This window comes from Streptomyces sp. NPDC037013, assembly GCF_055607265.1.
Genome location: NZ_JBVJRV010000011.1, coordinates 149,292 through 163,826 on the forward strand (window position 1 = coordinate 149,292; position 14,535 = coordinate 163,826).

A 14,535-nucleotide genomic window follows, 5' to 3' on the forward strand; every position below is an offset into this window, starting at 1 on the left:
GGGCCCCATACGGGCCCCCTCCGCCTCGCCCGCCAACGCATCAGCGTCCTGTCGCCGGGCGTACGTGAGTTCACGGTCATTCCGAGACGCTGGACGATCGAGCGGAGCGTCGGCCGGCTCATGTACCAGCGGCGCAACGCCCAGTCAGGGGCCGAAGCACTCCTCCAGGAAGCCGCGGCTGGACGGGTGTTGGGGCTCCGTGTCGAAGATTTGGCCGCCGACGACGGCCAGCATGTGCCGCATGGCGTCGTACTGGTTCTCGTACTCCTTGTCCCGCGCGGCGGCGCGGGTCTCCGCGGCCAGGTCCTTGGCCACGTCATCCGGGTGTTTGTCCCAGTCGGCGAACAAGTAGCGCTGCCAGGCCGACCCCTTGGGGAACCGTGCCCAGAAGGCGGTGTAGTCGCCGCCCGGCAGCAGTGTGACGTCGGCCTTCGCGCGGGTCATCGCGTCGAGCAGGGAGCGGGGGACAGGTCCGGTGTGCGGGGACTTCACCACGAACACCCGCAGGCGCCGCCCCGCGCGGGCCGCCGAGGCGGCGGCCCGGAGCAAGCCGTCGCGGTGGCGGTCGATCCGGCCGTCGTCGACCGAGATCACGCGGGCGAGGCTCTCGCCGTTGTTCTCCACGGTCCTGGTGACGGCGTCCCCGCCACGGCTGTAGCCCGCGATCCACAGCAGCGGGTCCAGCCGCAATGGCGCGGAGGAGCCGCCGTGGAACGCGATGGGAGTGAGACCGCGAACGGACAACGGTTGGCCCCGGCCGCCGAGTGCCCCGGTCGACCAGAGCAGCGCCACTGCCTGGGCGATGTGCGGGGCCAGTCCCGCGCGCATCGTGTGGTTGTAGGCGCCGTCGACGCCGGGCGCGGCGGGCCAGGGCATCAGCAGTACCCGCTGCTCGGGGTTGTCCGCTTCCTTCAGGCGGGCGGCGGAACGGGCCAACTGGTGCTCCAGGGCGACGGGCAGGTTCACGATGTGCTTGCTCGGCCAGGTCTGCGGTCCGACCTCTTCCTCCGCCTCCTCGGACCTGCGGAAGTGATCCAGGAGCAGGATGTCGTACGGGGAGTAAAAGCCGATGCGCCGGGCCTGGGAGCGGTTGCGCCCCTGGAGCAGATACCGGGCGAGCTGTTCCATGCCCAGCAGGCTGTGCACGGGGGAGGTCAGACCCTTCTCGCGGTCCGACGGGTAGGGGTAGGCGCTGATGACGGGGCGATAGAAGACCGCGCCGCCGACCCGGGTCTGCGCGGGGAGCGGGCCCATCGCGGTGGGCGGCAGGGCCGCGAACCAGACCAATGGCACGCCCCAGGTGCTGGCCAGCACGCGCAGCCGGGTGGGCTGCCCGGCGCAGTCCGGATCGAGGTACCAGGAGTTGAAGTGCCACCGGCGGTAGGAGGCAGGGGAGCCCGGCACTTCCCTGCGGAGCGTCGGTTTGTGGTGCAGTTCCCACCACAGGCCGGTGATGTCGAGGAAGTCGGCGGCGACGCGCAGTGAGGCGGCGCGGGGGCCCGTGGTGAGGAGCGGGTGGGGCCCGGTGAAGACCTGCGCGGGGCCGCCATCCGGGAGCACGACGGGCTTCTGCCCCGGTACGACGTCATCGCCGGGGTGGGTCTTGCGCATCGCCACGACCGTGCGGTTGATGGCGTGCCCGTCGTACAGGGGCACGCCTTGCTCGGTGAGCCGGAGCAACTGGACGACTTCCAGGCCGACGGGACCGGTGCGGCCTGCGGCCGAGGGGGTGACCCGCACGTCGAGTCGCATCGGCGTCTTGGCGGGGACGTCGAAGACCACGCCCGTGGCATCCTGGGAGAGCGGTGCCACGGCCCGGCCGGTGCCCCTCTGCCACCAGTCGGGGAAGGGCGGGTCCAGGTGGATCTCCGCCACCGCCCCCTGGAGCAGGAAGTGCGGCCGGTCGGCCCAGGAGATGCGCAGCCTCACCGCTGCTGCCCGGTCTTGGGGTCGTACTGGACCTCGACCGCGACCACCTGGTCGGTCGGCAGCACCTCCACCCATTGGTCGAAGACCTTGTACGGCTCTGCGGGCCGGAAGCCGCCGTCGAGCGGGTCGAAGCCGGTCTCGAAGACCTTCTCCGCCCGCAGCGTGTTGGCGATGTCTGTGTTCTTCTCTTGAAGTTCCTTGGCGCGTAGCTCCAGGACCTGGCCGATGGTCTTGTCCCGGTAGGTGTCCGGGTCGCCCGTCTGCCAGGGGTAGGGCTTGGCGAGTGCGGCCTCGCCCTCGACGTGTGCGCCCATCAGCCAGCCGAGGGCCTCGACCTCGTGCCCCGCCCGGATGGGGAGGACGGCGGTGACCCACGCGGAGTTGAGGAATTCGTTGCGGCGTTCGTCGCCGTCGGCCTGGATCAGCCAGCCCAGGGAGCTTCCCATCGGCGCGGCCTGCGCGTTCTCGGTGAGCGGGTAGTTGATGCGCCATTCGGGCTTGCCCAGGTTGACCGGGTGTGCGGCCTCCGGCGGGTTGTTGGCGCTGGTGTGCGCGTAGTGGCTGGGCACGGTCGCGCCGGCGAGCGGATCGCCCTCGGTGAGGTCCCAGTTGTGCGTCGGCACGGGGACCCGGCCCTGGGAGTGCTCGCCTGCGGCGGACGCGGCGCCGGGCCGCCAGAAGTCCGGGGCGACGAAGTAGAGCATGCGGTCGACGTCGAACATCTGCCGGATCAGCTCGGAGCCGAGATGGGGGCGGCGTCCGTGGAAGAGGTCGAGCTGGGTGATCAGGTTGGCGAAGACCGACTGGCGCTCTTCCTTCCGCAGTTCCTCCGGCGGGCGCCTGTGCACCTTGCTGACCAGCTCCACCCGTTCCCGTACGGCGCGGGCGTACGCGGCACGCTGGAGCTTGGCCACTTCTTTGCGGTACTCGGCCAGATCGCGTTCGTAGGCCGCCTGCGCGGGGTTCACGTCCGGCGGGTCCCAGAAGATGATGAAGCTGAGGCTGACGTAGTTGCTGGTGGCGAAGTTGACGAGCTTGCAGTTGACGCGGAATTGCCCCGAGTCGCGGTCGATGATCTCGTAGTCGGCGAGGAACTTGGTGCCGCTGCCATTGCCCGCCTTCGCCTCCTTCAGCCGGATCGGCTTCTCGACCTTGGCGCTGAGCTTGTACCCGGGGCCGGGAGAGACCGGGGTGAAGTCGAAGTGCGCGATCAGGTACTCGTCTGAGTGGCCGTGCCAGAGCCGGTCGAACCCCTGCTGAGGGGTCCAGTCCTCGGCCAGATGGGGCGCGTTCTCACTCGTGGGGTGCTGCTGGGCGGGGAAGATGTCGGTGTAGCCGGTCTGGGTGAGGCCCAGCGGGTCCGGCGGCACCGGCTTCTTCAGCGAGGTCAGGTCGGGTGCCTCGACCACGTGCAGCAGTTCTCCGAGGCCCAGGCCGCGCCCCGGGTCGCCGACGAAGACCTGCCAGCTCATCTGGGTGCCGATGTGCTGGAGCTGGACGCCGACCTTGCGCATCTTGCGGCGCAGCTCGTAGTTGACGAGCCGGTCGGTGGTGTTCTGGACGACGTAGCGGCGGCTGGAGGTGTCGGTGGTCTCCGTCACCGTCTTGAAGGTGGTCTTGAAGTTTCGGTGGATCTCGCTGCTGACCTTGGAGCTCTGGGTCCTGCTGTGCTTGTGCGTCACCTCCGAGGACCTGTTGGTGGTGTTCTTGGTGCTGTAGCTGGTGCTGACGTCGGCGTGCGCGATGCCGACATAGCTCGCGCCCGCGTTGGCGGTGACGCCGAGGGAGGTCTCGCTGGCGTTGTCCTCCTTGACCGCGTCGGCGACGTCGGTCTGGTCGGTCAGGGACTCCTCCGTGCGTACGACGCTCTCCTCGGACTGCTCTGCGCTGCGCTCGACGAGGGTGCGGCGGGTGGAGGTCTCCACCACTTCCACGGTGCCGCCGGGGCTGAGCCAGAGGTGGCCGACGGGGGCGCCCAGGAACGTGTCGAACTCGAAGAAGTACTCACGGAAGAGGTCCACCAGGCCCACCGGACTGAGGATGCCCTCGGTGGGCGGCTGCGGCAGCGCGAGTGCGGAGCCCCCGGCATCGTCTGGCGTCCAGAGAAGGGGACCGAGACCAGGGATGTCGAGGTCACGTGCTGCCTCGCCGCTGAACAGCTCACGCGCGGGGCGCTCGCCGCCGCCCACCTCGGCCAGACGACTGCTGTTGGAGTACCCGAGCCATCCGGGCAGCGGCTGGTAGACGCCGAAGAGTTCGCTGGCGTAAGGCAGGGTCCCGGCGAATTCGGTGACCGGGCGGCCGTTGGGGGCCCTGGGGGTCGGGGCGGGGGCGGGAAGCACCTGGGTGTTCCCCACGTCGTCGCCCGGCGCCTTGGCGAAGGGCGTCACCGTCCACGGGGTGGAACCGGAGCGTGTCACCAGGAACAGCTCGCGCTCCTGCTGGGCGGGCGGGGCGACGAAGGCGAGGGTCTGCGTGCCCAGTGAAGTGATGACCCGCCCCGTATAGGTGCGGCTCAGGCCGCCGTCGGGTTCGACGAACATGCCCTCCAGGGCGGCCACGCCGGGGAAAAGTCGGGGGTCGCGCACATCGGCGTCCGCCGGGATCGCCAGGGCGATGCGCTGGCCGATGCGCAGGTCGGACGCAATGCCGGGTTGTACGGAGTAGGACCAGATCTGGTGCGGCAGGCCGCCGCCCGCCGTGCCCAGAGGTGTCCTGCCGGTGAATGTCACGATCAGTGCCACGAGTTCACTCCACGTCTGATGCGGTCGCGAGGCTGCGCCATCTCGTTCGGAGGGCGCCGCACCGCTGCCCGCGCCCCGTCCCGATGTGGTCGTGGACCGGCGGTCGTGGGGGACCCGTGCGGCTGGGTGTCGTGAGGAGGACGGTCGGGTCCCGGGCCGGGCGGCTGCCCGGGCGGCCCGGAGGGGTACTCCGCGCCCGCCACCCCTGATTCCGGTGTGCCTGGCGTGGTGCGGTTGAGCAGGACGGTCGGCTGCTTAGGACGGTCATGCTGGCACGGGACGGGGCCGAGTGGCGCGTACGTACGCCCGTACGCCCCCTCTCTCGCTCCTGTGCGCTCCCGAGGCGACGTAAGGAGTCCCAGACGAACCGACCAGCCGTACGCCGGTCGGCTTGCCGCCGACGAATCCGACCGGGCGAAGCCAAATTGCCGGAAGGCGTCGGGCCGGCCCGGTGTGACGCACGCCATAGAGCCGCAGGGGAACACGCTCGTGTCCGGCTCCGACTCCTGTAACTGCCACGACCCACATCCGACCGACGCCGTACGAGGCGACTGGAGACGAGACCCGGTATGGACGAGTCCCGACAAACCCCCTCCTCCGGCGGGGAGACGGCGCCGCGGATGCTGGTGCCGCCGCCCGCGCTGTGCGGCTTCCTTCTGCTGCTGGTGCTGATGTTCGCGGCGTCGTACGCCGTCGGTGCAGCCGCAGGACCGGTCGCGCCCGGCATGCACGGCACCACGCGGACCAGTGGGGGCACGGACACGGGAGACACGCAGGACGGGCACGACATGCCCGGCATGCATGGGGGCGGCGGCTGATGGGCACGGAACCTGCGCTCGCTCTGGTGACCACGGACCTGACCGTCGGCGGGATGACGTGCGCGGCCTGTGTACGACGGGTCGAGAAGAAGCTCGCCAAGCTCGACGGGGTCACGGCGACCGTCAATCTGGCCACCGGGCGGGCCCGGGTGAGCCATCCGGTGGAGATCCGTCCCGAGGACCTCGTCGCGACGGTCGAGAAGGCCGGCTACGTGGCTGCGCTCCCCGAGCCTCCCAAGAAGCGGCAACGCGAGGACGACCGTGGGGAAGGGGAGACGGGGGAGGTCCGGCAGGAGCGGGACCGGCTGCTGATCACCGCGCTGCTGGCGGTGCCTGTGCTCGTGCTGTCGATGGTGCCCGCCTGGCAGTTCCGGAACTGGCAGTGGCTGTGTTTCGTGCTCGCCGCGCCGGTCGCCGTATGGGGAGCGTGGCCGTTCCACGTGCGCGCCGCCCGGGGACTGCGGCACTCGACGGCGACCATGGACACCCTCGTGTCCCTGGGTGTGGCGGCGTCCTTCTCCTGGTCGGCGTACGCGTTGTTCCTCGGGGGCGCGGGCGTTCCGGGGATGCGGATGCCGTTCAGCCTGGTGCCTTCCGCCTCGGACAGCGTCGCGCACATCTATCTCGAAGCGGCCGTGGGTGTCCCGCTGTTCGTGCTGGCCGGGCGGTTCCTGGAGGCGCGGGCACGACAGGGGACCGGTGCCGCGCTGCGATCCTTGGCCCAACTCGCCACCAAACACGTGTCGGTGCGCGAGGGCGGAGCCGAACAGCGCGTCGCCATGGAGGAGTTGCGGGTCGGGCAGGTCTTCGTCGTGCGGCCCGGCGAGCGGGTGGCCACCGATGGGGAGGTGGTGGAGGGCGGTTCCGCCGTGGACCTGTCCCTGGTCACCGGGGAGAGTGAGCCGGTCGAGGTCCAGCCGGGCTCCGCGGTGATCGGTGGGGCCGTCAACGCGGGTGGACTGCTGCTGGTGCGGGCCACGGCCGTGGGTGCGGAAACGCAGCTCGCCCGGATCACCCGGCTGGTGACCGAGGCGCAGGCCGGGAAGGCGAAGGCGCAGCGGCTGGCTGACGCCGTGGCCGGGGTCTTCGTCCCGGTGGTGCTTGCGCTGGCTGTGACAGTGCTCGGATTCTGGCGCGGCGCCGGGGCCGATCCGCAGGCGGCCATCACGGCGTGCGTCGCCGTGCTGGTCGTGGCCTGCCCGTGCGCGCTGGGGTTGGCGACGCCGACCGCGTTGATGGCGGCGACCGGGCGGGGTGCCCAGCTGGGTGTGCTGATCAAGGGGCCGCGGGCACTGGAAGGGCTCCAGCACCTCGACGCCGTGGTGCTGGACAAGACCGGCACCCTCACCTCCGGGCACATGAGCGTTGCCCGGGTCACGACGGTGCCGGACGGACCGGGGAAGGAGGCGGCACTCAGGCTGGCCGGGGCGGTCGAGCAGGGCTCGGAGCATCCGCTGGGCCGGGCGATCATCTCGTACGTCCGCCGGACCCTGCCCGAGCGGCGGTTGCCGGGACTGAGCGACTTCAGCGCCGAGGCGGGCCGCGGAGTCCGAGGGCGTGTCGAGGGGCGCTTGGTCGAAGTCGTCACTCCGGACGAGGAGTTGCCCCCAGCACTGTCGCAAGCACTGTCGGCGGCGGAGACCGCGGCACACACGCCCGTCCTGGTGAAGGTCGACGGGGTTGCCGAGGCGCTGATCGAGGTCGGCGACGTCGTACGACCGGGAAGCTACCGAGCCGTGCATCGGCTGCGGCGTCTCGGCGTACGACCTGTACTCGCCACCGGAGACGGGGAGGCGCCGGCCCGGGCCGTCGCCGCTGCTCTCGGCATCGACGAAGTGCACGCCCGCTGCACGCCTGAAGGCAAGGCCGAACTCGTACGCGAGCTGCGGGAGGAGCGGGGCTACCGGGTCGCTGTCGTCGGCGACGGCGTGAACGACGCCGCCGCGTTGGCCGGTGCCGACCTGGGCATCGCCATGGGTACGGGCACGGACGCGGCCATCGGCGCCGCCGACGTGACGCTCGTGCGCGGCGACATCGAGGCCCTCGGGGACGCGGTCCTGCTCGCCAGGCGCACCCTGGGCACGATCCGGGTCAACCTCGTGTGGGCCTTCGGCTACAACGTGGTGACGGTGCCGCTCGCCATGGTGGGCCTGCTCAACCCGATGGTGGCCGCGGCCGCGATGTCGATGAGTTCGCTGCTGGTGGTGGGCAACAGCCTGCGGCTGCGGGCCTGGCAGCCCTCCACCGTGCGGAAGCGGCGACCCTCGCCTGTCCCGAGGGGGGAACAATGATCTCCAGCTCCGCGCCTGTTCACGGGCAGGCCCCGCCTGGCCACCCTGCCATGACGACGACCAGAGGCGGACGATGATGGTGCACCCCTGGCGCCTGGCCCCCCGTCGGCTCGCCGACGCCCTGCTCACCGCGCTCGCGCCCGTCACCGCCTGCGGAGTGGCCCTCGGCGGCCTGACCGTCTGGACCTCCTCCGGCAATGCCGGCACTCCCGCGCGGATCGCTGTCACGGACGCACGCGTCTTCCTGCCGTACGGGAACACCCAGGAAACCGCCGCCTTCTTCCGGATCACCAACTCCGGAGGCGACGACGACCGGTTGCTGAAGGTGACGATGTCCGGCGCGGACGGCGCCACCTCGCTCAGCCGGCACCGCATGGCCGACAACAGGGCGGCGTATGCGGAGACGGTGAACTCTGCCGAGGTCCCCGCCGGCGGCAGCCTTGCCATGTCTCCGTCCGGTCTGGACGTGACGTTGCGGGCAAAGGCGGGGTGGCGCGAGTTCGACTTCGTGCCGTTCACGCTGCACTTCCGGCGCAGCGGGCCGGTCAAGGTGCTGGCCGTCGTGGTCCGCCCCGGCGGGTTCGGTGCGTGAGGGTGCCCGCACTCAACTCCGACCTGCGGTCACGGGGTCCGGTCTCGGTCGGAACGAGCCCGGCAGAACGCATCGAGTTCGTGCCCGGCGGGCCGACGCGTGGAGGAGCGATACCGCAAGGCTTCGTGAATTCACCTGGTGCGTCGGGAACTCACCGCCCTCGCTCTCCGACTCCTCTCGGGAAGCGATACAGGAGGTGGGATGGACGGTCTGGATGTGCGGATGCGGGAAGTCGCCTGTCGGCACGGTCGCGTCGAGGCCGTACAGGGTGTGAATCTCGACATCGGGCCCGGCGAACGGGTCGCGCTGACCGGTACGAACGGGTCGGGCAAGACCACGCTGATCCGAGCGGTGCTGGGCCTGCACCGCCAGGCCGACGGGCAGATCACGGTCGGCGGGCGGGGCACCGGGTCGGCGGCCGAGTGGGCTTGGCGGCGCCGGGCGTGTGCCTGGATTCCGCAGAAGCCCGCGGTGGGCCGTTTTCCGCTGCTGGCACACGAGTTGCTGGCCAGTGGCGGAGCACGGGCCGAAGCCGTGGAGGCCGCGGGGAAGCTGGGCGTCGGAGCGTTGACCGGACGGCCGCTGCACACCTTGTCCGGAGGGCAGTTGCAGCGCATGTATCTGGCCCGAGCGGTCGGTTGTGTCGCCGCCGGGGCGGGGGTGCTGCTGGCCGACGAGCCCACCGCCGCCCTTGACTTCGCCGGGCAGGAGGAGGCCGCGGACGTCCTGCTGTCGCTGCCGGTGACCGTGGTGGTCGTCACGCACGACCGCGCCCTGGCCGACCGCTGCGACAGAGTGCTGGAGATGGCCGCCGGCAGCCTGAGGGAGGCCCGGTGAACAGTCTTGCCGCCGCCGACATCGGACCGCTCCTCCAGCTCATACCCGTCCAACGGGCAGGTGCCGCCTTGCTGTTGGCCGCGATCGGTCTGCCCGTGATCGGCGTCGTCATCGTGGGGCTGGACATCATGCCGGTCCGGTTCGCGATGATGCACGTCGCGCTGCTGGGCATCGCAGTGGGGCTGTTGACCGGGCTCGATCCCATGCTGTGCGCGCTGGTCGCCTGCTCGCTGTCGGGGGCCGGGGTTGCGCCCCTCGCCCGTACGCCGGGCGGGCTGTCGGGCGCGATGGGTCTGCTGATGAGTCTGGCGATCGCCGCCGCGCTGCTGGTCCTGTCCGTCTCCGGAGTCAACGCTCAGGGTGCCTTCGCGCTGCTGTGGGGGTCGATCCTGTCCGTGGGCACGGCCGACCTGTGGCTGCTGGGCGTGGTTGCCGTCGTCGTGCCGGCCCTGTTCTGGTGGCGGCACCGCGACCTCGCCCTCCTGCTCTACGACCGGGAACTCGCCCTCTCCTCCGGGGTACGCGTCGACCTGCTCACCCTCCTGCTGCTCGTCCTGGTCGCGGTCTCCGTGGCCGGGGCCATCAAGCTGACCGGCGCGTTGCTCGTCGACGCGCTCACCCTGCTGCCGGCGCTGGCCGCGCGGCGGCTCGGCACGTCCCTGAAATCCATCACCGCCTGGGCGGTGGGCATCGGTGTCGTCGTGAACCTCGCCGGGTTCCTCGTCGCGCTGAAGCTCGACTGGCCGCCCGGACCCGTGCTCGTCCTGGCCGCCGGGCTCGTCGTCCTGGCGGTCCATCTCATCCCCGAACGGAGAATCACCTCATGGCGCGCAACCGCGTCCGCATCGCCCGTGTCCCTTCCGCCCTCGCACTGAGCCTGAGCGCGGCGCTCGTCCTGACCGCCACCGCGTGCGGTTCCGACAAGGCCGACAGCGCGGACACGGGCACGAGCGGGAAGAAGAACGACGACGCCCCCGTGGTCGTGGCCACCACCACGTGGGAGGGCGCATACGCCAAGGCCGCCGGCGCCGAGGACGTGAAGGTCATCGTCCCGTCGTCCGCGCAGCACGCCCCGGACCATGACCCCAAGCCGTCCGACCTCACCGCTGTCGCGGGTGCCGACTTCGTGCTCTACGCGCCCTTCGAGCCGTACGCGGAGAAGATCAAGGAAGCCGCCGGGTCGGACGCGAAGCTGGTCGAGGTGAAACTCGACAACGACGCCGGCAAGGCGCGTGCCGAAGTCGCGCGGCTGGGCAGGCTGTTCGGCACCGAGGACGCCGCCGCGAAGTGGGACGCGTCCTTCAAGAGCGAGTACGGCACGTTGCAGAAGGAGTTGAAGGGGGCGTGGCCGAACGGCAAGGCCCCGACCGTAGTCGCCCAGGTCTTCTCCGCTTGGTCGGCGAAGCTGGCAGGCGCGCACGTGGCGGGTACGTACGGTCCTGAGGCCGTGTCCGCCAAACAGCTGTCCGACCTGGCGAAGAAGAAGCCCGCGTACGTCTTCGACAACGCGCACATGACGACGGGCAAGGTGCTGCCGGACTCGGGGGCCGAGCAGGTGGAGATAGTCAACTACCCCGGCAAGGACCTGGACTTGATGGCGGTCTACAAGAACGCGGCGGATACGATCAAAAAGGCCATGGCCTCGTAGCGGCGGACATCACTCCCAGCATCGAGACCGTTGCCCGCTGAGCGCGGGACGAGAGCCCGAGCCCACGACGCGGGGCCGAAGCCACAAGAGATGGCTTCGGCCCCGCGTCGTCGGCCCTACCGGCGCACTGTTCGAGCTGCGTTCAAGGCTCTCCGGATCAGACGGCCTGGGCGAGGGAGTCCGGTGCCTGTGCGGAGCACCACTCGCGCAGGAGAGCCCTGTCCGGCTTGCCTGCCGGAGTCAGTGGCAACTCATCGACGATCAGCAGGCGTTCGGGATGCTTGCGGCGCTCCAGGCCACGCGCGTCCAGGTGTGCGGAGAGGTCTTCCAGTGCGGGGGCGTCGCCCCGAGGGACGAGGCAGGCCGCGAGCCGTTCGCCCATGAGTGGATCCGGCACCCCGACGCACACCACATCCCGTACGAGCGGGTGCGTGGCAAGTTCGATCTCCACCGCTGCCGGGCTGATGTTGGCCCCGCCCCGGATGACGACGTCCTTGAGGCGGCCGACGATCCGCAGGGTGCCGTCCTCCTCGATGAGTCCGAGGTCGCCGGTGCGCACCCAGCCGTCGGCGGTTCGGTAGCGGGCGTCGAGGTCAGGGGCGGCGACGTAGCACATCGGGGTCATGGGGCCGCGGGCGACGATCTCGCCGACGGAACCCTTCGGCGCCTCCTGGAACTCGGGGGCGTCGGAGACGGCGATGCGTATGTCGGCGACACGTGGGTCCGGGTGTCCGGCGAGAATGCCGGGTCCTTCTCCGCTCAGGGGTTCGTCGCCCAGCCCGGTGTGGCAATTGACGCCGTCGGCCGAGCCGTAGAGGTTCACGACGGGGCAGCCGAAGACCCGGCGGGCCTCCTCGGCAGTGGCCTCGTCGAGCGGTGAGCCGCCGACGACGACGGCCGTCGGAGGCGTGAACGCCGGGTGGTGGCCGTCCGCGATCCGGTCCAGCATCATCCGGATCATGGTGGGCACGCCCAGGACGTGGGTGGGCTCGTGCGTGGCGAGCGCGTCCAGAGCGGCCTCCGGGGTGAAGTGGTCCAGCAGGACGAGGGTGCCGCCGTGCCGGGCAAGCGTGACGGCGGTGCCGTTGCTGCCGAAGGCGGAGGCCAGCGGTACGAGGAAGAGGCAGCGTGGCGGCTGTGCGTCGGGGATGAGGGAGGCGAGGAAGTTGCCGCGGCCGCCGGCCAGGGCGTTGTGGGAGTACGCCACCATCTTCGGCTCGGCCTCGGAGCCGGAGGAGACGAGGATCCGGGCGGCCGAGTCGGGGTCGGGGCGGGCCGCGGTGAAAGACTTCGGATCGGTGCGCAGCAGTGTGGAGAAGGCGACGGCGTCGTGCGGGGCCGTGCCGGATCCGGCGGCGATCACGGTGCGCAGTGCGGGCAATTCGCCGGTCAGGGCGAGCAGGTCGGCGGCGTGCCGGTTGCCGCGGTGCTCGGTGACTGCGATGACGGCGACCGCCTCCGCTCTGCGCAGCAGCGAGACCGCCTCCCGCCCGCCCCGGCCGACCGGGAAGGGCAGCGCGACGGCGCCCAAGGCGGCGAGCGCGAGATCGGCGATGACCGCGTTCCGCCCATTGGGCAGTTGTATGCCGACCACGTCACCGGCGCGTATGCCGAGCCCGGACAGCCCGGCGGCGAGACATCGCACCTTGCGGTCGAGCGCGGTGTAACAGAGTTTTCCCTTGGCATCGAGGACCGCCGTGCGGTGCAGATCGGTGATCTGGCGGGCGCGGAAGAGGCTGTACAGATCGAGGTCGGGGCAGGTGCCGTCGACCGCCCAGGAGCGGCGCAGCTCGGCGGGCAGCAGGTCGTGCAGATCTACGGTCATACGAAGCTCCAGGGGATCGGGACGGCGGGGGCGCCGTGGGCATCGCGGCTGATCGAGCCGGAGGAGAGAAGATCGGCGAGGTCGGTGACGACCGGGACGGCGGCCAGACCGCGGTCGCGCAGCCGCGCCAGCGCCTGAACCGTCGACACTTCGCTCATAGCCGTCGACGTCTCTCTCACGTCGTCCGGGATCGCGGAGTGGTCGGGCAGGGCGATCCAGCCGTCGGCGGTGCGGAGCGGGCGGCGGAAACCGGACGGCTGGCGCGGGTCGAGTCCCTGGGCGGCCCGGCCCCGGGCGCGGGCGGTCAGTACGTCGGCGGCGCCGAGCAGCGACGAGTCCACCCGCACTCCGCAGCCGGTGCGTTCGCGCAGCAGCAGGCCTGCCAGGACCGCCTCGGCACCGAGTAGCCCGCCGAGCACGTCGAGCAGCGTCATCAGGGACGGCGCCGGCACCTCGTCGGCGGGCCGTACCGCCTCACCGACTCCGGTGCGGGCCTGGACCATGAAGTCGGTCCCCATGGGGGCGCCCGGCAATCGGTCGGCCCAGCCGCTGGTGTAGGCGTAGACGAGCGAGGGGTTGGCCTTGGCCAGGTCCGCGTGGTCGAGGCCGAGTTGAGCGGCCTTGCCCGGCGCCCAGTTGTGGAGGAACACATCGGCGTCGGCGGCCATCTCACGCAACCGCTTCTGGTCGGAGGGGGACTTGATGTCCACCTCGACGGCCTTCTTGCCCCGGTTCAGCGCGAGCCACCGCGCCGAAATGCCCGAACAGGCGGGCGGCATACCGCGCAACGGGTCGCCGCCCGGCGGCTCGATCCGGATCACCTCCGCCCCCAGCAGGCCGAGGATGTGGGCGGCGAGCGGGGCCTGTATACGGCGACCGGCCTCCAGGACGGTGAACCCGGCGAGCGGCCCGCCATCGGGGATTCCGCGCGGGAGGTACGTGGCGTGGTGCGGGGTCAGCTCCCAGGGCGCGGCCCCGTCGTACTCGGCCGCTCTCTCGGCCAGCGACCTCAACGGGCACACATCGGCGCCGGATGAGACGGCGGCCTTCCGGATCCGCTCCCAACCGCTCGCTCGCACTGTCGCATGCAGGACTTGGGGAAAGGGTGCGCAGGCGGTGGCGTACCGGAACTGGAAGGGCCGCCACCCCCGCCGTATCGCATCCTCGGGAGCGTCCAGGGCTCGCCAGAAGGCCGCCCACACGCCCGGGTCGAGCGTCTCCAACTCGAAGACCGTTCCCTCGGCGGACGTGAACGGCGGGCCGCCCGGGGCGAGTTCCGCGGCCTCGTCCTCGTCGGCCCCGGCGGCGGCCAGGTACTGGGAGACCGTGAGCAGACCGGCCCGCTCGGCACTCACCTCGACCTGCGTGACGCGCCCGCCGCCACGGGCCCGTGCCAGCAGCCCGGCCAGCAGCCCCTGCACGGCGAGCACGCCGGTGACGGTGGCGGCGTAGTCGACCGCGAGGCCACGCGGGGCGCCGTCGCGCCGGCCATGCACCGCCATGATGCCGGTCGCTGCCTGGACGGTGGCCTCGTCGGTCGCGGTCTCACCCCAAACGGTGCGAGCGGAGACCTCGCCGACGTCTCGCCCGGTGACGGTGAACCGGCCTCCCGAACTGCCGTCAGGCCGGGCGCCGAGCAGCCTCAGATGCTCCGCGACCAGAGGGTCCGCCACGCCCGGCGGACCCGAACCCTCGAAGCGGAGCCCGTCGAGCGGTCCGGCCGTCCGTGCGGTTGCCGATGTGGCTGGAGTTGCCATGCCTCTCCTTTCCTGACGCGCGGGAACCCGGGGGCGATCGCCCCCGACCAGTTCCACGGAAGAGGGAGTCGGACGGTCGACGGCCCGGGTTCCC

Annotated in this window: 10 protein-coding genes; 6 read left to right on the forward strand and 4 right to left on the reverse strand. The window is 71.2% G+C overall.

What is annotated here, in order from left to right:
* Positions 1-144: 144 nt before the first annotated feature.
* Both ACZ7DY_RS34950 and ACZ7DY_RS34955 read right to left on the reverse strand, forming a co-directional pair.
* Entirely contained in the window at positions 145-1,929 is a 1,785-nt protein-coding gene (locus ACZ7DY_RS34950) for a hypothetical protein (protein WP_471142858.1), read from the reverse strand.
* The gene (locus ACZ7DY_RS34955) at positions 1,926-4,673 is read right to left on the reverse strand and encodes a hypothetical protein (protein WP_471142860.1); all 2,748 of its coding nucleotides are present in this window, start codon (positions 4,671-4,673) and stop codon (positions 1,926-1,928) included. Before ACZ7DY_RS34955 ends, ACZ7DY_RS34950 begins: the two co-directional genes overlap by 4 nt.
* A gap of 569 nt (positions 4,674-5,242) precedes the next feature.
* Here ACZ7DY_RS34955 and ACZ7DY_RS34960 point away from each other — a divergent pair.
* The 6 genes from ACZ7DY_RS34960 (at position 5,243) to ACZ7DY_RS34985 (ending at position 10,859) form a co-directional block, all read left to right on the forward strand.
* Positions 5,243-5,491, forward strand: a complete 249-nt coding sequence (locus ACZ7DY_RS34960) for a hypothetical protein (protein WP_471142861.1) — start codon at positions 5,243-5,245, stop codon at positions 5,489-5,491.
* Positions 5,491-7,782, forward strand: coding sequence for a heavy metal translocating P-type ATPase (locus tag ACZ7DY_RS34965; protein ID WP_471142864.1), 2,292 nt, complete (start codon positions 5,491-5,493; stop codon positions 7,780-7,782). The genes ACZ7DY_RS34960 and ACZ7DY_RS34965 overlap by 1 nt, the downstream gene beginning before the upstream one ends.
* A 73-nt stretch (positions 7,783-7,855) precedes the next feature.
* On the forward strand, positions 7,856-8,374 hold the full coding sequence (locus ACZ7DY_RS34970) for a copper chaperone PCu(A)C (RefSeq protein ID WP_471142867.1): 519 nt from the start codon (positions 7,856-7,858) through the stop codon (positions 8,372-8,374).
* 201 nt (positions 8,375-8,575) lie between these two features.
* On the forward strand, positions 8,576-9,211 hold the full coding sequence (locus tag ACZ7DY_RS34975; protein WP_471142870.1) for a metal ABC transporter ATP-binding protein: 636 nt from the start codon (positions 8,576-8,578) through the stop codon (positions 9,209-9,211).
* Positions 9,208-10,086, forward strand: coding sequence for a metal ABC transporter permease (locus ACZ7DY_RS34980; protein WP_471142872.1), 879 nt, complete (start codon positions 9,208-9,210; stop codon positions 10,084-10,086). Before ACZ7DY_RS34975 ends, ACZ7DY_RS34980 begins: the two co-directional genes overlap by 4 nt.
* A complete protein-coding gene (locus ACZ7DY_RS34985; protein ID WP_471142874.1) occupies positions 10,035-10,859 on the forward strand; it encodes an ABC transporter substrate-binding protein in 825 nt (274 codons plus the stop codon). The genes ACZ7DY_RS34980 and ACZ7DY_RS34985 overlap by 52 nt, the downstream gene beginning before the upstream one ends.
* A gap of 157 nt (positions 10,860-11,016) precedes the next feature.
* On the opposite strand, the gene ACZ7DY_RS34990 is transcribed toward ACZ7DY_RS34985, so the two are convergent.
* On the reverse strand, positions 11,017-12,684 hold the full coding sequence (locus ACZ7DY_RS34990; RefSeq protein ID WP_471142877.1) for a class I adenylate-forming enzyme family protein: 1,668 nt from the start codon (positions 12,682-12,684) through the stop codon (positions 11,017-11,019).
* Positions 12,681-14,441, reverse strand: coding sequence for a CoA transferase (locus ACZ7DY_RS34995; RefSeq protein ID WP_471142879.1), 1,761 nt, complete (start codon positions 14,439-14,441; stop codon positions 12,681-12,683). The genes ACZ7DY_RS34990 and ACZ7DY_RS34995 overlap by 4 nt, the downstream gene beginning before the upstream one ends.
* Positions 14,442-14,535 lie beyond the last annotated feature (94 nt).